The following is a 19,009-nucleotide window of genomic DNA, read 5'->3' as shown; positions in this document are numbered from 1 at the left end:
CGGGCTCGCTCGTGCCCGTCACGGCAGCCGGCTTCGTGCGGCCGAGTCTGCCGTCGGCCGCCGAGTGCGGGCGGCGAAGCTCGGTCCTCCGGGGTCCGGCCCTCTGGGGTCCGACCCTGTGGTGTCCGGCCCTGTGGTGTCCGGCGCGAGCGAGCGGCCCCGCCGGAACACCGCCCGGCGGGGCCGCTCGTCGCGCTGCCGCTAGTTGCTGCGGCCCGCGGGATCGTGGGCGACGTTGTCGTGGCCCTCGCCCCCGTGGGCCTCGCTCCCATGGGCCGGGAGCGCGTCGGCGGAGCCGGTCCCGGTCGCGGCGGCCCGGTCGCCGTGCCCCGGCCACCAGGCCGCGTGCCCGATGAGGGCGGTGAGACTGGGCGTGAAGAACATCGACATCACGAAGGCGGCGACCGCGATGCCGAAGGAGACGGCGAAACCCATCTCCGTGAGCAGCGAGTTGCCCGCCAGCATCATCGTGGCGAAGGTGGCCGCCAGGATGAAGCCGGCCGCGGCGACGGTCGGCCCGGCGTGCCTGAGCGCCATGCCGGCGGCCTCGCGCGGTTCGCGGCCCTCGCGGGCCTCCTCGCGCAGCCGGGCGATCATGAGGATGTTGTAGTCCGTGCCGATGGCGACCACGAAGAGATACATGATCACCGGCAGCATGAACATCAGACCCGAATGCCCCTGGCCGTTCTGGAAGATCCACACGGTGGCACCGAGGGTGGCGCCGAAGCCCAGGCCCACGGAGGCCATCAGGTACCAGGGCGCGACCACGCTGCGCAGCAGCAGCCCCAGGATGATCATGATGAGGACCGCGGCGACGGGGAAGACCGTGCGGTAGTCGTGGTTGACCGCGGCGTCGATGTCCTTGTAGATCGAGGACATGCCGCCGACCAGGGCCTCGGTGCCGTCGGGGGCGTCGGCGTGCGCGACGTCGCGCACCCGGCCCACGGCGTCGATGGCCTTGTCCGTCGACGCCTCGTACTTCAGCGTGACCGTGAAGTCCGCCGTGGTGCCCGCCTTGTTGACCTGGGTCATCCGGGCGTCCGCGACCCCGTCCACGGCGCCGAGCCTGCGCGCGTAGGAGTCAAACGCGCCCCGGTCCAGCGGCTTGCCGTCGGTGCTGGACAGGTAGACGTCGGTGGGAGCGGCCGCGCCCGCCGAGTACGCCTTCTGCATCTCGTCCTGGGCGACCATGGACTCCTTGGTCTTGGGCATGGACCCGGACGCCAGGTCGAAGGTGGCGTTGAAGTTCAGGATGCCCAGCGACAGCACGACCAGGACGAGTCCGGACAGTCCGGCGGTCAGCGCCGGACGGCGCTGCACTCCGCGGCCGAGGGCGGCGAAGCGGGCGTTCTCCGGTTCCCGCTGCCAGGACTTGGACGGCCAGAAGACCTTCGGTCCGATCAGCGAGACCACGGCCGGGATCAGGGTGAGGCCCGCGACCAGCGTGGCGGCGACCGCGATGGCGAGCGCCGGTCCCATCTGCTTGAGGAAGCCGAGCGTGGACAGCACCAGCGCGAGGAAGGCGATGATGACCGCCCCGGCGGCGGAGGCGATGGCCTCGCCGACCCGGTCGACCGCGTTGACCATGGCCTGCTTGGGTTCGTCGCCGGCGCGCAGGCGTTCGCGGTAGCGGAACATCAGGAACAGGAAGTAGTCCGTGCCCACGCCGAAGAGCACGACGATCAGGATCGACGAGATCGAGCTGTTGGCCTGGAGGCCGAACAGCTTGGTGGCGTAGGCGATCAGTCCGTTGGCGACGGCGGACACCAGGCCGATCAGGATCAGCGGCAGGACGGCGAGGATCGGCGCCCGGAAGATGATCAGCAGCGTCACCAGGATGATGACGAAGGTGCCGATGCCGATCAGTGCCTGTCCGCGTTTGGACGAGTCCTGCTGGTCGAGTGCCTGGGCCGCGGAGCCGCCCAGTTTGACCTCCAGGTGCGTGCCCTTGGCGAGTTGCTTGACGTCGTCGCGCAACACCTTGGCCGCGTCGGCCTGTTCGGGCTGGCCGGCCTTCTTGCTGTCCATCTGGACCAGGGTCAGGTCGTACCTGCCGTCCTTGGACGGCTGGCCGGGGACGACCTTCTGCACCTGGTCGATGTGCTTCTTGCCCAGCTCGGTGGTGATCCGGGCGACGTCCTGTTTGTCGGCGTCGGTCAGCCGGCCGCCGTCGGTGCGCTGGTAGAGCGCGATCGCGGACGGCGTGAAGGCGCTGGGGAACGCCTTCTGCTGCAGGTCCGCCGCTTTGATGGATTCGTAACTCTTCGGCAGGAAACTGCTCTCGTCACTGTTCGAAGGCAGGCCGGGAGCCGTGGCGACGATCGCCACCGCGGCGATCAGCCAGGCCACGATCGTCCAGACGGGATGTCGGACGACTGCGTTGCCTATTCGTCGGAACATGCGGGGGGTCCTCCTGGACAGGAAGATCACCGCAGCCCGGGGAGCGGTCCCCGGCATCGGCGACCCCGGCCGACGCGCGTCCAACGCACCGGCCGGATGGGTGTCTTAAGGCCACATGGTAGTGACCACGCAACGGGATCATTCCAGCAGGCGCGCCCCGGCACGACCGGATATCAGACGGCCGGGACTTCGAGAGCGAGTCCGCCCGCGCGGCAGCAAGGGTGGGTGGCGCCCGACGGGCCCGCCCAGGACGGCGGGCCGTGCTCTCCGCGCAGGCGGAGGTGAGCCGACGGCCGGCCCGCCGCACAGCGGTCCTGAGGGCCTTGCCTGTCGGGCGGTGGATGCGGGGCGGCTGTTGGCCGGAGGACCCGGGCCGGCTGCGGCATCGGCAGAGGCCGACCGACCCGCGCATGCCTCCATGTGACGGCCACGCCCCGTATTCTCGGTGCCCCCGAGCCGACCGATACAACGCCGATGCCGATCCCTTCAACCCACCCTTGGGATTCCGGAGCCGCCCGGGATGCCACAGGCCGCAGCCCGGCGGATGCCGTCGGCCGGTCGGCCACGACGGCGTTGTGGAGGGCTGTCAGGGAGTGGGTGACAGCGTTCGCCAGGACACCAGGGCGGCGAGGGCGGAGGCCGCGCCGGCCAGTGTGACGACCAGCGCCGGGGTCGCCACCTCGCCCAGCGCGCCTCCGGCTGCGGCGGCCAGGCCCTGGAGCGTCATCGTCCCGGTCAGCAGCAGGCCGAACGCCTGACCCCGCTGCGTCTCGTGCACCTCGTCAAGAAACCTGCGGGCCAGTGCGAGCTGGTAGGCGACGCCGAAGCCGGACACGGTCAGCAGGATGGCGGCGTATCCCGGGGCGGGGTGCAGCGCGAACCCCAGCAGCGGCAGTCCGAGCGCGAGCGCCAGAGGGCGGGCCAGCCGCTCCCGGTCCGCAGGGCGTACCAGGCGGCCGACGATCAGGTTGCCGGTGAACATCCCGGCGGCGACCGCCGTGAACAGCAGACCGGCTGCGTCAGGCGCACCGACCTGGGCGGCGTACGGGATCAGCACGCCCTCGGCGCCGACCATCAGCGCCGGTGGGAGCCACTGCGCCAGCAGCAGCGCCCGGATCGCAGGCCGGCCCAGCAGCGCCCGGTTCACTTGCCAGGTCTCGCTGATGCCGGCCGAGGCGCCGGTGCGGCGGCGTGGGTGGTCGGCCAGGCGCAGTCGCAGCAGGCCTGCCGAGGCCAGGCAGGTCGCGGCGGTGATCCAGAGCGCGCCTTGCGCGCCGACAGCGGCGATCAGCATGCCGCCGCCGGCGAAGCCGAGCACCTGTGTGCCGCCGGCCGTCATGGAGAACACGGCACGGCCGAGCACGTAGCGGTCGCCGTCCAGCAGGTCGGGCAGAAGGGCGGTGCGCGAGGCGGAGGCGACGGCGCTGGGCAGGCCCGTCACGCACACGAGCGCCAGCATGGCCGGTACCGGCAGCAGACCGGCGGCGAGCACGGCGCTGACGGCGGTGCGCAGCACCTCGTAGCCGATCATGACGGTGCGCGGGGGCCAGCGGTCGGCGAAAGCCAGCAGCAGCGTGCCGCCCAGGGCATAGGGAAGGAAGCCCGCCGCATACGCCAGTGCCGACATCAGCGGCGACCCGGTTGCCGCGTAGACGGTCACGGACAGGGCGAGCATCCGGACCGTCTCGCCGATCAGGAAGAGCGTGTAGCTGCCGAAGAGCACGCGGAACTGGCCGACGGCGAACACCTCGCGATAGGTGGCCGGACGTGGCGCGACGGACGTGGTGGTCATGGCCGACAGCATCACGGCAGCCCACCCGCGGTGACTATGCTTTCGCGTGGAGGCAAAACATGCTGGCCATCGAGGTGGGACCCGTCGACGTGGCGCGTACCCGCTACGCGATCTCGCCGCTGGGCGAGGCGATGCAGGCGCTGCGCGTCGCAGCCGGCGTGCAGACCGCCGGTCCGCTCCGGCCGTGGGCCGAGCGCATCGCGCCCCGGTACCAGCAGCTGCGGCGGCAGGTGCCCGCAGTCGCGGCGCTGACGACGCTGTTCCGCCGCGGCGCCTACAACGCCGACTTCATCCATCCGCCGCCGTCGGGCGCCGGCGGCGACTTCGCCGCCGAACTGGCCGCCGTGCGGGCCACGCCGCTGCGCCGCGCACGTCTGGAACTGGCCCGCAACCTGGCGGGACTGCGGACACCGCCACGCTACGTGCAGCGCGTCCTCGACGCACCGGACGTGGTCACCCGCCTCGCCGAGGCACTTGAGGCGAGCTGGCAGGCGCTTGTCGAGCCGGACTGGCCGCGGCTGCGGGCGGTGCTGGAGCGCGACCTCGTCCGCCGCGCCGGGCATCTGGCGATGTACGGCTGGGCGGCGGCGCTGTCCGATCTCGACCCCCGGGTGAGCTGGCGCTCCGAGGGGCAGGCCGGGACCATCGAGGTGCGCACGGGCTCGCGTACCGAATGGGACCGGCACCGGCCGGCGGGCAAGGGCCTGCTGCTGATGCCGACGGTGTTCGGCACTCTGATCAGCTACGTCGAGCCGCCCTGGCCCTACGCCCTGGTCTATCCCGCCCGGGGCATCGCGGACCTGCTCGGCCCGGCGGCGCGTGCACCGGGCGGCGAGGCCCTGAGCCGACTGGTCGGCCCGCACCGCGCGGAGGTGCTGCGCGCGCTGGACACACCTGCGACGACGACGCAGCTGGTCGCCCAGCTCGGCCTGAGCCTCGGCACCGTCGGAAGTCATCTGGCGGTGCTGCGCGATGCCGGCCTGGTCACCCGTACTCGCACCGGCCGGGCCGTCCGTTACGAGCACACGCCGCTGGGCGCGGCCCTGGCGGCAGGCTGAATGCCGCCAGGGCGCCCACACGGCCGCCCGAGGCGGGTGGCATTGACGAACGGCGCTCCCACCGGCAGGTCGCTGAGCGTGACGCTCTGGAGGGTTGGAGTGCGCCCAGGCGCACAGCGACGACAACGGGAGCATGCCGCCGCACAGGCCGCCGCACGGTGTCACTTCGTGCCGCAGCGCGTCGGTGAGCCGTTCGACGGCGTATTCGGCAGCGTTGTAGCAGCCGAAGCCCGGCAGGACGGCGCGGAGCATCTGCGTGGCGCAGAAGAAGTCGAGCTCGAAGGAGCCTCTGACGTCGTTGTCGGGTGTGCCTTCGTGGGGTGCGTCGGTGACGTCCAGACGGTGGATGAGCAGCACCCGGTGGCCGTGGCGGGCGGCCCAGTCGTCGAGCGGGTGGGGGCGGCGGGCGGTGAGGATGTCGAGCCGGTCCTGGTCGACACCCGTACAGGAGGAAGCCTCAAGGACAGTAAGGCGTTCGGCTTCGATGCCGGTCCGGCCGATCGCGCTGCTGGACTCTCACGGCCATGACAGGCGGGTTCGAGCGCCGGCCCGCAGCGGGGCGGATCCTGGCGTGGCCGCCCGGTCAGCCGTCGAGTGCGGCGGACGGCGTGTCCCCGTCCTGGGCCTGCCGGGCCCGCTTGGCGAGCACCGTGGCCAGGTCCCGGACTCCGTCCTCGTCGATGCCGCCCTTGTCCGTGGAAGCCGCCCTGGTCCACAGCAGCGTCGTGCCGACCCGGGTCTGGGTCACGGCGCCCGGTTCGCCGCCGTAGCCGGAGGCCCCGAATCGAGCGTCGCGCTCGTCACCGATCGACCCGATCCCGAACGTCTTGGCCCCCTGTCCCACCGTCTTGCCGTAGGCGCCGTCCCAGAGCATGTCGTACGCCGCCCGGGCGGACTGTTCGCTGTCGTAGGCGATGATCAGGAAGGTGACGGAGGTGGCGCCGTCGTCGTGCCGGAAGGTCGCGGCACCGTAGAAGCGGGAGTTCTCGCAGCCCTTGTTGCCCTTGATGGGGCAGGCCTGCGAACGGTAGAACGCGTCCATCTCGACGGACTTGGGCCGAGCGGACTCCTCCCAACCCGTCATGGCCTCGCCATCCGGCAACACCTCCCGCACCTGTTCCTTGGTGAGCGCCACGGCCTTGCCGTTCCAGCTGACGCTCTCGGCGCCGCCGCCACAGCCGGCCAGCAGCAGTGTCGCCGCGATCGCCACGCACCACCGGGAGTGCCGCCGGGAGTTCCTCATGGTCATGCCACCACCCCTCGGCGGTGATCCTACGCGGGCCGTCTTCGAGCGGAAGGCACCTCCCACGAACCGGGACCGTCAGCCGCCGTCGCGAGTGATCTTCCGGCCGACGACGCCGGTCACCGCCGGTGCCTTGTCCGGCAGCACCAGGTCCGGTTCGTCCCGCACGCGGGTCTCCCTCAAGGCCGCGGTCCGGCACGTGGCCTTCACGTGGCCTTCACTGTGCCGCACCGGCCGGAGTCGCGGCGCCGCTGAAGGGCCGGGCGTGAACGGCGTCGTTCTCGCGTGCGGAGCTTTTGGTCCGCCGGTTACGACAGCACTGACGCCGGGCTGTCGGATACTCACCGGCACTTGAGCCGGGGAGCCGAACGGCGGCCGTCTCGCTGCCCTTGTCGCGCGAGTGTCGCCGGACGGGGCTCAGAGGCTCTTTCGCATGAGAATGCACATCGTCTCGTGGCGGCGGATCGATCCGTCAGGTCCTTCCTCGTCCCAGGCGTCCGGTTCGCGGCCATGTGCGACGTAGCCCAGTCGCTCGTACAGGGCGCGTGCCCGGGGGTTGTCCTCTTCTACGGCGAGTTCGGCCCTGCGCAGCCCGCGGTTCAGGATGCGTTGTTCGGCGGCGCGGACGAGCAGTGTTCCCAGGCCGCAGGACTGCAGCGCGGGCAGCACGGCGAGTTGCCACAAGGTTCCGGCTCCCTGGCTGACCTGATAGTCGACGCCGCCGATCGCCACCGGCAGGTCGACGGGAGTACATACAGCCAGGTAGTCCACCTCGCCCGCCGCGGCGCGCGTCAGCTCTCGCTCCACATGACGCAGGTGGGTGGCTGAGCCGGACCAGGTGCACGCCGGCAGATCCCGAGGCAGCAGATCGCGGACGGTGACACGCGTGGTGACGGTGGCGTGGGAGAAGTCGTTCTCAGTGGTCACGTCCGAAGCATGCGGCCTCGGAGAGGGTCCGACAACGGAATTCTCCCGGCCTGGTGCTCTGCGCACAGCATCGACCGGACTGCCTGCCTGCCGTGCGCTGCCGTTCCTCGGCTTCTGGTCCAACTTCCGTGAGCTGCCTACGCCCTGTGACCGTTGGCCTGGCGGGCAGCTCTCGCGTTCCCGCTGGCCTCCCCGGGCGGGAGGGCGGTGGTGCCGCGGCTTCGTACTCTCGGCGCGGCGGCTGAGCGGTGCGCCTCCCGTCACCGCTCGTGCTCCGCGCGATCTTTACGGAGTCGGTGCCGGAGGAGACTCCGGAGCCGGCCGAGAGCAGGTCGACATGGCCTACTGGGCACCACCGGTTCGCTGACCGAACCCGCGCTGGGCACGCCACCCTCGCGGACCGGATCAAGACGCTCAGGCGCCAGATGCACGGGCGGACCGGCTTCGGCCTCTTGTGGGAACGAGTCCTGTCGGCGTCCTGGCGGGACGGTCACGAGTTCTGCTGGAGTCGCTCCGCAGCCTGAGCGGGGGTGTCGTAGTAGCCAGGCCGTGCCAGCAGGACCGAGTTGAAGTAGTGGCCCTGTTCTTCCTCCGCTCATCGTCGGCTGCGAACGGGCGCCAGAAGCTCAGGAGCAGGTCCGGGGCGATGAATGAAGCACCGTCGTCGGATCTCCCTCGATCGAGGTGAACTCACCGACGGGTCCGGGCGATTCGCGGACCGGAAGCGCGAACACATCCAGTTCCTGAAACATCACTCGATCCGTCGGGGACGACGGCCCAGTTGCGTCAGATACCAGCTGGGGCCCGGCACAGCTTCCGTGTAGTGACCACTCCGAGTGAGGCCCTGCGCCCCGGGACAGCTCATGACGTCGCCCGAGAACCAGTCGCCGTGGGGAAGAGCCCTGGCCAATCGGCGGAGCCCTTCTGCGCACCCGCTGATCATGGAGTTAGGGTTCGGCATGAACGCCACAGCCTTGCGCGGCGCCACGATCCGCTACGACGACTTCGGTCCTTCGACCGGGCCGGCGGTCCTCCTGCTCCACGGCCACCCCTTCAACCGCACCCTGTGGACGCCCCAGGACAGGGCGCTGACCGAAGCCAGATACCGAGTCATCGCCCCATACCTGCGTGGTTACGGCCGGAGCAGCGTCACCCACGGAAAGGTCCTCCTATCCGACTTCGCCGATGACCTCGCCGCGCTCCTCGATCACCTGGGCATCGAGCGGGCGGTGGTCGGGGGCGTCTCCATGGGCGGCCAGATCACCATGGAGTTCCAGCTCCGTCATCCGCACCGGGTGCACACCCTGGTCCTGTCCGACACCTCCGCCCCCGCCGAGACCGATGAGGGCAAGGAGTTCCGCAACCGCCTGGCCGACCGGCTCCTCACCGAGGGTATGGACGGCTACGTGGGTGAGGTGATCGACAAGATCCTCACCACGCAGGTGACCACGCGATTGAGCCCCGCCCTCACCTGACCAGGTGCGTGCGGAGGACGAACCGGTCTTCGCAGCGGTGTTCCCGGGCAGGGCTCCCAGTGCGTCCCGAGTACGCACCGCAGGAGGCTGAGACGGCTTGCCCGGTGCCGGCCGGGCCCGGCCCTTCGTCGGGCCGAGCATGCCGGGCGCCGGTCGGTGGGCTGGTCCAGGTCTGGCTTCGGGCATCCGTTGGCCGTGCCGACCTGTGCAGGCGGCGCCGTCCAGGCCGTTGCCTCAACCAGGATCGTCGCCAGTACCGGCCGATAGTCTGACCGGCATGAGTGACCGCATCGCGTGGATGGGCGCGCATCATCACACCACCCTTTCGTCGGCCGTGCCCGGCATGCTCGGCGGCATCTCACTCACCCTGGCCCGAGGTGTGGAAACGGACGGATTCCTCATCGATCTCGGCGCCGATCCCGACGAGTTGGCCGCGCGCACCCCGTGCAGGGAGCTGCGCGCGCCGACCGGACGGCCGGGCCGGCCCTCGCGCCGCCTCAACCGCGCCATGTACGGCACGTGCGGTGAGTGGACGTACGTGCTGGAGGACTGGGGCATGGCAACCTGGGCGACCGGCTACCAAGGCAAGGGCGCGTCGATGTTCCCCTGCGAGGGCGAGGAGATCGTCTGCCTGAGCGCCAACCGTTTCAGCCCCCCGCCGCTGATCATTCATGCGCCCGGTGCTTGCGCGTACCGGGCTGCCTTCGGCACTGACACCGGTCAGGGCTCGGACCTCGATGCCGCGCTCGGCGCTGCGGGAGCGGTGTTCCCGTCGATGCCTGAGGCCAGTGAGGCCGAAGTCGTCGTGTACTTCGAGGAACATGGCGAGCGCCTGCCCGAGCTGGTGTTCACCGCTGTGGGTTCCTACACGGGCGTGACCGTCGACCAGGACGCTGTGAAGGCCGGTGCCCTTCCCGGCGTCCTCATCCCTCCGGCTTGACCGTCCGCCCCGCACATGACGGACGCCGCTTGCGTCATGGGTGCCGGGTCCGACACCGAAAAGCACGCGGTCGTAGCGCTTTCCCTCTACCAGCCCAGCCGACCGGCGGCGTTCTTCCTCGCGGAGACCGAGCCTGGTGAAGGCGCGCGACGCGCTCGTCCCGGAACTCCCGCTCGCCGATGGTGACTCTCGGTGTGGCCGTTCCGACGTAGGGGTCGAAGTCCCGGTGGTCCCGGTGGTCGGCCATGCCGAGGACACATGCGATGAGTTGTCTAGTTGACCGGTCCGAGCGCCTTGGGCGACGGCCGGCCGGTCGGGTTTCCGCCGCCGTTCCCGTCCGGGACGACTGCCCGCAAGGGGCATCCGGTGCCGACGCGCTCGGCGAGTTCGGTGCGCAGGGCGGCGAGTTCGGACATGCGGGCGTCGACCAGCTTGATCTTCTCCTCGAACAGCGCGGACAGCGCCTCCGACGCGTCCGGCACCCCGCGCAGTTCCTCGCCGGTCCGCGCGATCTCCGCCAACGAGAATCCGAGTGTCTGCGCGGCGCGGACATACTGCAGCCAGGCCACCGCCTCGGGCGGGAAGTCACGATAGCCGTTGGCCAGACGCCGGCCCGCGATCAGACCGACCTTCTCGTAGAACCGGATCGTGTCCCTGGTCATCCCCGTCTGCGCGGCCAGCTCTCCGATGCGCACCCTCAACGCCCCCTTCGGATGGCGGACTTGACCTTGGACCGTACTCCACTGTTTAGCGTGAGGCGTCGCTGACAGCCCGACAGCAGGAGCCTCGACATGACCCTTCTCGATATCCCCGCACACCCCGCCTACCTTCGCACCGTACGCGCGAGCGCCTGGTACGACTTCGCCGTCACCGCGGGGTTCGTGACGCCGTGGACGTACGCGCTGGTGCACGACGCGCTGTCCGCACTGGGCGAGGCGCTCGGCTGGGGCACTCTGCCCGCACTCGATCCCTGGCAGATCCTGTACGCGAATCTGATGGGCTCGGTGGTGGTCGTCTGGGCCGCACTGCGCATCGTCTGGCCGCTCCCCGTGCACGGACTCCTCGACGGCATCGCGCGCACCCTGTTCTCGGCGTGGATGGCGTACGCCCTGCTCAACGGCGTCTCACGGACGCTGTGGCTGTTCCTCGTCCTGGAGGTCGCGTGGGGGGTCGCCCAGCTCGCCCCCTGGCTGCGGAACCGCCGCACCGGGGCCGGCCTCGGGCACCGGGCCGGCCCACTGGAGCACTGAGAGGGGCGCCTACTCGAAGAACTTCAGGCTCCAGCCGGTGTCGGTGTTCGGGCCGGGGACGTTGGCGCGGCTGTAGGTGGTGTTGCCCCACCAGCAGAAGCTGCCGGTGTACCAGTACCGGTTCTCCCACGAGTACGCGGTTCCCTTGGGTACGGCGTGGAACATCAGGGGGAACTTCGGGCCGGCGGGCGGGCTGGTGGCGATGTCCCCGTCCAGCAGGACGAAACTGTGGTGGCCGGGGCCGTCGACGTACAGCGTCGGGTCCCAACCCGCCATCATCGTCGCCCGGTGGGAGCCGAACAGGCAGCCGTTGGACTTGTACCAGTCCCAGACGTACGTCGGGTCGCCGCCGGCCCGGAGCCTGAGGTCGGCCAGGCAGTACTGGTCGCTCCAGCTGCCGTTGGCCGAGTACACGATGTGCAGCTGGCCGTTCGGGTCCTTGATGGCCTCCGGCGCCTCGTTGATGAACGGGTTGCCGACCACCCGCTCCCAGCTCTCGCGCGGCTGCGAGATGATGTGCCGGGCGCCGGTCGGCGTGGTCGGGGTGTCCATGCGGGTGATGTAGAGGTTCTGCTCGACGTTGGTGTCGCCGGCCCAGCCCGACCAGACGAACCAGCGCTGTCCGTTGAAGGTGAACAGGGTGCCGTCGATGGCCCACTTGTCGTCCGGCAGAGCGAGCCGCGTCTCGGCGGTGTATCCGCTGTCCGCGGTCGCCGAGCTGATCACGTACATCCGGTGGGCGCTGCCGCGGCCCGCCGAGAAGTAGATGTAGTAGCGGCCGCCGTCCCGCACGATCTCCGGGGCCCAGACCTCGCCGAGGCCGCGGGTGTCCGACCAGATCTGGCGGGCGGGCGCCGAGGCCAGCGCGTCGGTCGAAGGGGCCTGGCGCACGGCGATGCCGCCGCCGGTCGACTGCACCGAGACGTAGGTGCCGCCGACCCGGAGGACACTCGGGTCCGCGGCCCGCAGGCCCGTCTGTCCCGCCTGGGCGGGTTCGGCGGACGTCAGGGACAGGACGGCTGTGAGGAGGCCGGACAGCACTATGGCCGCGGCTCCGTGAAGACGGCGAGAAAGCCTCATCGTTCCCTTCCCATGGTCGGTCGGTCTCCGTTTCCGTGCCGAGCGGCAGGGGCTCGCTCACTGCGCGCGGCGCCTGCGCCCCGGTGCGGGGTTCAGATCCACGGCGTCGGCGCCCCCGGGGTGACGAAGTCGATCGCGTCGATCTCGGCGTAGCACTCGCCCTTGGCGAACCTGAGTGTGTTGGCGCCCCGGCGGAGCTGGACGTCCACGCCGGTGATCACCCACTCGTCCCATCCCAGGGAGGGGTGGCTGACCGCGGTGGCGGGGCCGTCGTCGACGGTCAGCAGGTGTCCGCACCGGGTCCCCATGCCGTTGCCGGCCCGTACGTACATCCGGTAGCCGCCGGTGTAGGGGGCGTCGATCGTGTACTGGAGGTAGCTGTCGGCGTAGTCGATGTGGCCGGCCTTGCGGCCGCCGGACGCCGTGGGGGTGGCCGGCAGGTCGGCGTGGTGCACCGCGGCGTAGGCCGGGTTCTCGGCCTCCCAGCGGGTGACCGGTGAGGAGATCAGGGCGGAGTACCAGCGGGCGGCCATCTTGGAGTATCCGCCGCCGGTCGGGTGCACGCCGTCGGCCAGGTCGGCGGTCGTCAGCGCGGAGTGCATGGGCACGAAGTGCACGTGCCGCCCCCGGGCGGCCAGGGCGGAGACCACGCCGGGGACCGCGGCGTCGAAGCGCTGGGCCCGTTCCTCGGCGGCCGGGTCGGCCAGCGGGACGAGGTCGGAGACCAGCACGTCGGCGTTCGGGGCGGCGGCGGTCACGTGGTCGATGAGCGCGGCCAGGCGGGCCGGGGCGCCGGCCGGGTCGTGGTTCTGGATCATGTCGTTGGTGCCGATGTGCAGCAGGATCGTGCGCGGCGACGCTGCTCGTACCCAGTCGGCCGCGTGGGCGTCGATCTCGTCGATCCGCCAGCCGGGATGCCCCTCGTGGTCGTGGTCGCCGAGCCGGGCCGGGCCGTTGGACCGCGAGCCCACGAAGTCGTCGCGGTGCCCGTCCGCCGCGAGGTACTGCCACAGGTCGGACCGGTAGCCGCCGGGCACGTTGAACCCGTCGGTGATCGAGTCGCCCAACGGCATGACGCGCACCCCGCCGTTGGACTCGGCCTGGGCGGCCTGGGCGGCCGGACCGGCGGCGGCCGGCGTCACGATCGCGCACAGCAGGGCGGTCAGGCCGGCGGCGAGGTGTCTGACGTGCATGAGGTCTCCCGGAGGCCAGGGGTGACGCCTTGGCGGTCCACGCAGCGGTCCGTGAAATGGCTTGAGCATGACAACCACGACAACCACGCGGGCAGATCCCGTACCTCGACCCCGGGCATGCGGCCTGAGCCGAGGTAGGGGGAACCTAGCATGGAACAAAGGCAACCGGAATCACCCAGGAACGACCACTAACCAAACTCACGGGACTGGCCGCCCGGCCGACCGCCGACGACGCTGCCGCCGCCGGCGGACCCGGGCAGAGGCCACCGGCGGCCGGACCACCGGACCCGGACCCCGGGCCGGGACCGGTGGCCCGGCCCGGCCCGGGGCGGGGGCGGCCGCCGACTACTGCGACACGCGGACGTAGTCGACGAGCATCTTCTGCGGCAGCACGGTCGTGGCGTCCGGGGCTCCGGGCCAGTCGCCGCCCACCGCGTTGTTGAGGATGATGTAGAAGGGGTGGTCGTACACCCAGGGGCCCCGGGTCTGCTCCACCGTCGAGCGGTCCGCGGTGAAGAAGCTCTTGCCGTCCACCGAGAACGTCATGCGGCTGGAGTTCCAGTCCAGGGCGTAGGTGTGGAAGGCGGAGGCGAAGTCGCTGCCCGCGACCGTGTAGGGAGAGCCGTAGCCGTTCCCGCCGTTGTACGCGGGGGCGTGCAGGGTGGAGTAGACGGAGTCCGCGACCTTGCCGACGTGTTCCATGATGTCGATCTCACCGCAGTTGGGCCACGGGGTGCCGGTCTTGAAGTTCGAGCCCAGCAGCCAGAAGGCCGGCCACAGGCCCTGGGTGCCCGACACCTTGATGCGCGCCTCGACGTGACCGTAGGTGAAGTCGAAGTGGTCCGAGGTGTTGATCCGGCCCGAGGTGTACCGTCCGTCGGCCTCCTTGCGCGCCTCGATGACGAGGTTGCCGTTGCCGTCCATCGAGGTGTTGTCGCCGTCGGTGTAGTACTCCAGCTCGCCGTTCTGGCCGTTGCCCGGGTCCTGGGTCCACTTCGCGGTGTCCGGCTTGGCGCCCGCCGGGCCGTTGAACTCGTCGCTCCACACCAGGTGTCCGGGGTTGCCCGGGTCGGCCGGGGGCGCCGGCGGGGCGGTGGGGCTGCCGCCCGTGCCGTACACGTCGAAGGTCCACAGCGAGTAGCCGTAGCCGTTGCTGCGCGCGGTGCCGTACATCCGCACCCAGCGTCCCGTGCCGTCGACGTTCAGGGTCTCCTTGAAGCCCTTGCCGTTCGAAGTCGAGTAGATGCTGGTCCAGTTGACGCCGTCGGGCGAGGTCTGGATCTGGTAGGCGGTGGCGTAGGCCGGGTCCCACTGGAGGACGACCTTGGTGATGTGGGCGCTCGCGCCGAGGTCGACGGCGATCCAGCCCGGGTCCACCCAGCCGTTGACGTCGCTGGTCGCCCAGCGCGTGGCCGGGTCCTCGTCGAACGCCTTCGCGGGAGTGCAGTCGAGGCAGCTGTTGGCGTTCTGGTACGTCGAGGCGGTGGCCGGCTTCTTGTAGGACAGCAGCGTCGCGCCGTCGCCCGGCGGGGACGTCGTCCCTCCGGTGAAGATCTGGAACTCCCAGAGGGAGTAGCCGTACTGGGTGGCGCGGGTGGTGGCGTAGACCCGAACGTAGCGGCCGGCGCCGGTGGTTGAGATCAGTTCCGTGGCGCCGGGGCCGGTGGTCGTGCTGTAGACACTGGTCCAGGAGGCGCCGTCGTCGGAGACCTGGATCTGGTAGGCCTTCGCGTACGCCGTCTCCCAGCTCAACTGGACGCCGCAGACGGTCTGTACGGACCCGAGGTCGACCTGGAGCCACTGCGGGTCGGCGGCGGCGCTGGACCAGCGCGTTCCGTTGTCGCCGTCGACCGCGGCACTGGCCGGGGTGCCGGCGTTCTCGGTGGAGGAGGCGGTGGCGGGCCTGCCGAGTGCGGCGTCGGCCGTCGAGCAGGCGCCGGCGGTGCCGGCCGTTCCGTAGACCTGGAACTCCCAGAGGGAGACTCCGTACTGGGTCGCGCGCTGGGTGGTGGTGAGGCGGACGTAGCGTCCGGAACCGGCGACGGTGAGGTTCTCGGTGCCGCCTCGGCCCGTCGTGGTGGTGTAGAGGTCCTTCCACGTGGTGCCGTCGGTGGAGGTCTGGATCCGGTACGCCGTGGCGTACGCCGTCTCCCAGTTCAGGGTGACGGAGCTGATCGTCGCTCCGGTGCCCAGGTCGACCTGGAGCCACTGGGGGTCGGCGGCGGCGCTGGACCAGCGCGTTCCGTTGTCGCCGTCGACCGCCGCGGTGGCCGGGGTGCCGGCGTTCTCGGTGGAGGAGGCCGTGACCGGCTTCCCCTGCGAGAGCAGGGTTCCGGCGGCGCGGGCCGGGGACTGCGTGACGGCCAGGGTGAGGGCGGCGATGAGCACCGTCACACAGGCCAGGACCGTCAGGCGGAAGGATCTAGGAGGGGACAGGGCTGCGGGTTCGCCGATCACGGAGTCTCCTTGATGTCGCCGGGCAGTGCGGGAGCGCGCTCTCCGTCCGCCGCCGCGACGGCCTCGCGCCGCGGCTGCGCGGATGCCTCACCGGCGTACGACCTCACGCTGCCGCCGGGCCCGGTGCCCGCCCGATCGGCGACGGTCCCCGGCTCGCTCGCGTGCCGGCCGTGACCGGACCGGCCGTCACGCTCGCACCGCGGGCGGGGACGGGAGAGCGTCCTCCGGAACCATGCCCGTCCGCCATGCGCCGGTCAAGAACTTCAACGCCTTTACTTTAACCTTGACTTAAGGGTGCGGAGTTCCCGGTGTGGAGTTCCTAGTACGGAGTTACCGGCTCGGGGGCGGCGGTCGGGCCGGTCGGGTCAGGCGGTGGTCCGGGTGACGAAGTCCGCGATGGCGTCCTCCATCTGCCGCAGGCCGGGGTCTTCGAGGGGGTAGTGGCCGGCGTTGTCGAGCAGCACGGTGTCGACCGGGACTCGGGAGATCCGGGAGAGGACGGGCACGCTGAGGTGATGGGGGGTCCAGCGGTCCTCGGCCGGCTGGGTGAGCAGCACGGGGCAGGCGTCGAAGTCCTGTGGCTCGACGGCCGGGGTGTAGGTGGCGTAGCTGTCGAGAAAGCGGACGCTGACCCAGTTGGCGGCCGAGGTGCGGTCCTTCATCAGGACCTTCATGGCGGCCGGGTCGTTGGCGAGCGCGGACATCTTGGACGCGAGGCTCATCGGGTACTTCGCGGCGGAGGCCGGTGTTCTCGCGAGCAGGCGCATGAGGGGGACACCGACGCGGGCGGTGAACTTGTCGTGCGAGGTCTCGTCGCGGACCCGCTGGTCGCGCTGGTCGAGGAAGGTCATGCCGACGATGCCGCGCAGGGTGCCGCGGGGGGCCTTGGCGGCGACGTGGTAGGTGAGCATGCCGCCGGCGCTCAGCCCGTACAGGACGAGGGGGCGGTCGTCGAGGGACTGCTCGTGGGCGAGGAAGTCGACGACGAGGTCGACCCAGTCGTCGTAGGAGGGGGTGGTTCCGGGCTTGACCTGGGTGAGGCCGTAGCCGAGGTTGTCCAGGGCGACGGTCTCGAATCCCCGTTCGGCGAGCGGGGCGCCGAGGATGAGGGACATCTGGCGGCCGTTGGTGCCGACGCCGTGGTGGAGGACGACCTTGGCCTTCGCGCCCGGGTTGCGGTAGCGGTCGAGGTGGACGCGGTGGCCGCGCCAGTTCCAGAACTCCTCCTCGGGTGCGGTGGCGTCGGTCAGGCGCAGCCGCTCGGGCAGGAACCGCTGGAGGTCGCGCCATGCCTGCTGGTCGCGGTAGTACGTGGGGGCGGGGGTGGTGTTCATGAGGGGCGCCTTTCGGCAGGGTCCGGCCTGGGCGGTCCGGCGGGGGTGGACACGGAGCGGGCGAGCGCCCCGCAGGTGATCATCTGGACGCCCGCGGCGAGTTCCTCGCGTACGGCGTCGGTGTCGCGCAGGTCGTCCTCCAGGCCCCGGGTGAAGGTGAGCAGGACGGCGGCGGCCTGCCGCGCGGTGTCCGGCACGACCTCTGCCAGGGCTGCTGTCAGGAGTGCGGCCAGGCCGTCGGTGTAGGCGGTGACCAGGCCGGGGGCCTGGGCGGTGGCGGCCGTCAGCAGTTCCTGGGCGTGTGCGGGGCTGTCCTGCCAGAGCCGGATGGCGACCTCCAGCTTCACGGTGAGCACGGCGAGGACCTTCTCCTCGGGCGTCGCCGCCGCCTCGGCCGCCGCCCGTGCCGCGACGCCGGCCCGGTCCAGCAGGGACTGGACGACCTTGACGATCGCCTCCTCCTTGCTCCCGACGTACTTGTAGACCGTCGGGCGCGACATCTGCGCCTCCTCGACGATGTCGGAGACCGTGGTGCGGCGGTATCCGGTGCGGCAGAAGCAGCGGTAGGCGGCGTCGAGGACGAGCTGGGAGGAGGGAACCTTCGACATGGCTACGAACTTAACATTCACATCGAAGTATGTAAAGCCATGGGCGTTCCCCAGGTCCTGTCAGCCGGCTCGGCCCACTCACCTTCGGCAGCCGTACCGGTAGGTTCGTCTCACGGAGCTGGTACGGAGAGAGGCCGCCGGGGTGCTTACGTTGACGGAGATCGCCGAGAACCCCCTGCGCCTGGCACGCCGCCTGAAGGCTCATGACGGTCCGGAACTCGTCTTCCGGCCACTGACCAGGGCCGACACGGGGCACTTGGCCGGGTTCCTCGGGGCGCTGTCCTCCGCGTCGAGACGGTTCAGCACGTTCGACGGGTACGACCGCGCGGCCGCCCAAGAGCTGTGTGACGCGATCGCGCGCTACGACAAGCTCAGGCTGGTGCTCGAGGAAGTGCCGTCCAGCAGGATCGTCGGCCTGCTCGAACTCAGCCTCGCTCTGACTCCCGCGGACATCGCCCGCTACCGGGACGCCGGCATCCGCCTCGCCGAGACGACTGACTGCCGCTTCGGCCCCACTCTGGCCGACGACTACCAGGGCCGGGGCGTCGGCACGCTCGTCTGCCCGCTCGTCGCGGAGGTGGTACGGCTGCTCGGCAGGACGAGGATCATCCTGTGGGGCGGCGTCCGCGCCGACAATCCTCGTGCCATCCGCTACTACGAGAAGAACGGCTTCCGACCGGTCGACTCCTTCACCGAGGCGGACGGCTCCCCGTCGCTCGACATGATGCTGGACCTGAGTCCCCTGCCGGATCCATCAGGGCCCTGACCGGACACAGCCACGCGCAGGAGCGCCGGCCGGCCCTCCGCGGTCCGGCCGGCGACGCGCGATGCCGGCCGTCTCCTCGCCGGGTGGGCTCAGTGGGCGGCGTCCAGGCCGGCCCTCGCCATGTCGATGACGTCGCTCAACACCTCGCGGGAGCGGAGCAGATCGGCGATCGTCCGGTCGATGCGGTCCCGTTCCGCGGCGAGTTCGTCGACCAGCTGTGCGTCGGCGATCTCGCTCGGACCGCCGTCGGCGTCGCGTATGCAGGGCAGCAGTCGCGCGATCTTCTTGCTGTTCAGCCCTGCCGCGTACAGGGTCTGGACGCGCATGACCCGGTCCACTGCCCATTCTCCGAAGTAGCGCCGGCCACCGGGGGCGCGTTCGGCCGAGGCGCCCCGGGCACCCCTCCGCCGCCCCCTTTCGTCCCTTTTCGGCCGTCTTTTCAGTGACGCCGCGCACTTTCGGTCACCGATTGCGCATGCCGTCCGC

Annotated in this window: 17 protein-coding genes; 6 read left to right on the top strand and 11 right to left on the bottom strand. The window is 70.8% G+C overall.

Going from position 1 to position 19,009, the window contains the following annotated elements:
* Positions 1 to 201: 201 nt before the first annotated feature.
* The gene (locus K7787_RS01775) at positions 202 to 2,400 is read right to left on the bottom strand and encodes an MMPL family transporter (protein ID WP_247720435.1); all 2,199 of its coding nucleotides are present in this window, start codon (positions 2,398 to 2,400) and stop codon (positions 202 to 204) included.
* A 586-nt stretch (positions 2,401 to 2,986) separates the two neighbouring features.
* Positions 2,987 to 4,192 (bottom strand): MFS transporter, encoded by a 1,206-nt coding sequence (locus tag K7787_RS01770; RefSeq protein ID WP_247720434.1) that lies wholly within the window; start codon positions 4,190 to 4,192, stop codon positions 2,987 to 2,989.
* Between the two features lie 59 nt (positions 4,193 to 4,251).
* On the opposite strand from K7787_RS01770, the gene K7787_RS01765 reads away from it, so the two are divergent.
* Both K7787_RS01765 and K7787_RS01760 read left to right on the top strand, forming a co-directional pair.
* Positions 4,252 to 5,250: an ArsR/SmtB family transcription factor gene (locus K7787_RS01765; protein ID WP_247720433.1), complete on the top strand. Its 999-nt coding sequence runs from the start codon at positions 4,252 to 4,254 to the stop codon at positions 5,248 to 5,250.
* 168 nt (positions 5,251 to 5,418) lie between these two features.
* Complete coding sequence (locus K7787_RS01760; RefSeq protein WP_223000320.1) at positions 5,419 to 5,778, top strand: hypothetical protein; 360 nt, start codon at positions 5,419 to 5,421, stop codon at positions 5,776 to 5,778.
* Between the two features lie 55 nt (positions 5,779 to 5,833).
* Here the strand turns inward: K7787_RS01760 and K7787_RS01755 are convergent, their stop codons facing one another.
* Positions 5,834 to 6,499 carry a hypothetical protein gene (locus K7787_RS01755; protein WP_223000236.1) on the bottom strand — a complete coding sequence of 222 codons (666 nt, stop codon included), beginning with the start codon at positions 6,497 to 6,499 and terminating at the stop codon, positions 5,834 to 5,836.
* Between the two features lie 411 nt (positions 6,500 to 6,910).
* Positions 6,911 to 7,420 (bottom strand): GNAT family N-acetyltransferase, encoded by a 510-nt coding sequence (locus K7787_RS01750; protein ID WP_078512213.1) that lies wholly within the window; start codon positions 7,418 to 7,420, stop codon positions 6,911 to 6,913.
* Positions 7,421 to 8,379: 959 nt separating this feature from the next.
* Here K7787_RS01750 and K7787_RS01745 point away from each other — a divergent pair.
* Together K7787_RS01745 and K7787_RS01740 are read left to right on the top strand one after the other, a co-directional pair.
* On the top strand, positions 8,380 to 8,895 hold the full coding sequence (locus tag K7787_RS01745) for an alpha/beta fold hydrolase (RefSeq protein ID WP_223000235.1): 516 nt from the start codon (positions 8,380 to 8,382) through the stop codon (positions 8,893 to 8,895).
* Between the two features lie 277 nt (positions 8,896 to 9,172).
* Positions 9,173 to 9,835 carry a hypothetical protein gene (locus tag K7787_RS01740; RefSeq protein WP_223000234.1) on the top strand — a complete coding sequence of 221 codons (663 nt, stop codon included), beginning with the start codon at positions 9,173 to 9,175 and terminating at the stop codon, positions 9,833 to 9,835.
* 272 nt (positions 9,836 to 10,107) lie between these two features.
* On the opposite strand, the gene K7787_RS01735 is transcribed toward K7787_RS01740, so the two are convergent.
* On the bottom strand, positions 10,108 to 10,530 hold the full coding sequence (locus tag K7787_RS01735) for a MerR family transcriptional regulator (protein WP_223000233.1): 423 nt from the start codon (positions 10,528 to 10,530) through the stop codon (positions 10,108 to 10,110).
* Positions 10,531 to 10,626: 96 nt separating this feature from the next.
* Between K7787_RS01735 and K7787_RS01730 the strand changes: the two genes are divergently transcribed.
* Positions 10,627 to 11,085, top strand: a complete 459-nt coding sequence (locus K7787_RS01730) for a hypothetical protein (RefSeq protein WP_223000232.1) — start codon at positions 10,627 to 10,629, stop codon at positions 11,083 to 11,085.
* Between the two features lie 9 nt (positions 11,086 to 11,094).
* On the opposite strand, the gene K7787_RS01725 is transcribed toward K7787_RS01730, so the two are convergent.
* The 5 genes from K7787_RS01725 to K7787_RS01705 all read right to left on the bottom strand — a co-directional run bounded on the left by K7787_RS01725 (position 11,095) and on the right by K7787_RS01705 (position 17,757).
* A complete protein-coding gene (locus K7787_RS01725) occupies positions 11,095 to 12,165 on the bottom strand; it encodes a glycoside hydrolase family 43 protein (RefSeq protein WP_223000231.1) in 1,071 nt (356 codons plus the stop codon).
* A gap of 92 nt (positions 12,166 to 12,257) precedes the next feature.
* Positions 12,258 to 13,358 carry a GDSL-type esterase/lipase family protein gene (locus K7787_RS01720; protein WP_223000230.1) on the bottom strand — a complete coding sequence of 367 codons (1,101 nt, stop codon included), beginning with the start codon at positions 13,356 to 13,358 and terminating at the stop codon, positions 12,258 to 12,260.
* 345 nt (positions 13,359 to 13,703) lie between these two features.
* The gene (locus tag K7787_RS01715; RefSeq protein WP_223000314.1) at positions 13,704 to 15,752 is read right to left on the bottom strand and encodes a discoidin domain-containing protein; all 2,049 of its coding nucleotides are present in this window, start codon (positions 15,750 to 15,752) and stop codon (positions 13,704 to 13,706) included.
* 428 nt (positions 15,753 to 16,180) lie between these two features.
* Positions 16,181 to 17,149: an alpha/beta hydrolase gene (locus tag K7787_RS01710; RefSeq protein ID WP_223000229.1), complete on the bottom strand. Its 969-nt coding sequence runs from the start codon at positions 17,147 to 17,149 to the stop codon at positions 16,181 to 16,183.
* On the bottom strand, positions 17,146 to 17,757 hold the full coding sequence (locus K7787_RS01705) for a TetR/AcrR family transcriptional regulator (RefSeq protein WP_223000228.1): 612 nt from the start codon (positions 17,755 to 17,757) through the stop codon (positions 17,146 to 17,148). Before K7787_RS01705 ends, K7787_RS01710 begins: the two co-directional genes overlap by 4 nt.
* Positions 17,758 to 17,899: 142 nt before the next feature.
* Here K7787_RS01705 and K7787_RS01700 point away from each other — a divergent pair, with 142 nt between their 5' ends.
* Complete coding sequence (locus tag K7787_RS01700) at positions 17,900 to 18,523, top strand: GNAT family N-acetyltransferase (protein ID WP_223000227.1); 624 nt, start codon at positions 17,900 to 17,902, stop codon at positions 18,521 to 18,523.
* 89 nt (positions 18,524 to 18,612) lie between these two features.
* Here the strand turns inward: K7787_RS01700 and K7787_RS01695 are convergent, their stop codons facing one another.
* Entirely contained in the window at positions 18,613 to 18,966 is a 354-nt protein-coding gene (locus K7787_RS01695; RefSeq protein WP_372456590.1) for a MerR family transcriptional regulator, read from the bottom strand.
* Between the last annotated feature and the right edge of the window lie 43 nt (positions 18,967 to 19,009).

This window comes from Streptomyces sennicomposti, from assembly GCF_019890635.1.
In the GTDB taxonomy this organism is placed as follows: domain Bacteria; phylum Actinomycetota; class Actinomycetes; order Streptomycetales; family Streptomycetaceae; genus Streptomyces; species Streptomyces sennicomposti.
This window is presented reverse-complemented; position numbering and strand designations above follow the sequence as displayed.

Bases quoted from the DNA above. Each gene is read 5' to 3' on its own strand.
- K7787_RS01755 (WP_223000236.1), bottom strand. From the start codon at position 6,499: ATGACCATGAGGAACTCCCGGCGGCACTCCCGGTGGTGCGTGGCGATC.
- K7787_RS01770 (WP_247720434.1), bottom strand. From the start codon at position 4,192: ATGACCACCACGTCCGTCGCGCCACGTCCGGCCACCTATCGCGAGGTG.
- K7787_RS01705 (WP_223000228.1), bottom strand. From the start codon at position 17,757: ATGTCGAAGGTTCCCTCCTCCCAGCTCGTCCTCGACGCCGCCTACCGC.
- K7787_RS01765 (WP_247720433.1), top strand. From the start codon at position 4,252: ATGCTGGCCATCGAGGTGGGACCCGTCGACGTGGCGCGTACCCGCTAC.
- K7787_RS01745 (WP_223000235.1), top strand. From the start codon at position 8,380: ATGAACGCCACAGCCTTGCGCGGCGCCACGATCCGCTACGACGACTTC.
- K7787_RS01775 (WP_247720435.1), bottom strand. From the start codon at position 2,400: ATGTTCCGACGAATAGGCAACGCAGTCGTCCGACATCCCGTCTGGACG.
- K7787_RS01730 (WP_223000232.1), top strand. From the start codon at position 10,627: ATGACCCTTCTCGATATCCCCGCACACCCCGCCTACCTTCGCACCGTA.
- K7787_RS01740 (WP_223000234.1), top strand. From the start codon at position 9,173: ATGAGTGACCGCATCGCGTGGATGGGCGCGCATCATCACACCACCCTT.
- K7787_RS01725 (WP_223000231.1), bottom strand. From the start codon at position 12,165: ATGAGGCTTTCTCGCCGTCTTCACGGAGCCGCGGCCATAGTGCTGTCC.
- K7787_RS01710 (WP_223000229.1), bottom strand. From the start codon at position 17,149: ATGAACACCACCCCCGCCCCCACGTACTACCGCGACCAGCAGGCATGG.
- K7787_RS01720 (WP_223000230.1), bottom strand. From the start codon at position 13,358: ATGCACGTCAGACACCTCGCCGCCGGCCTGACCGCCCTGCTGTGCGCG.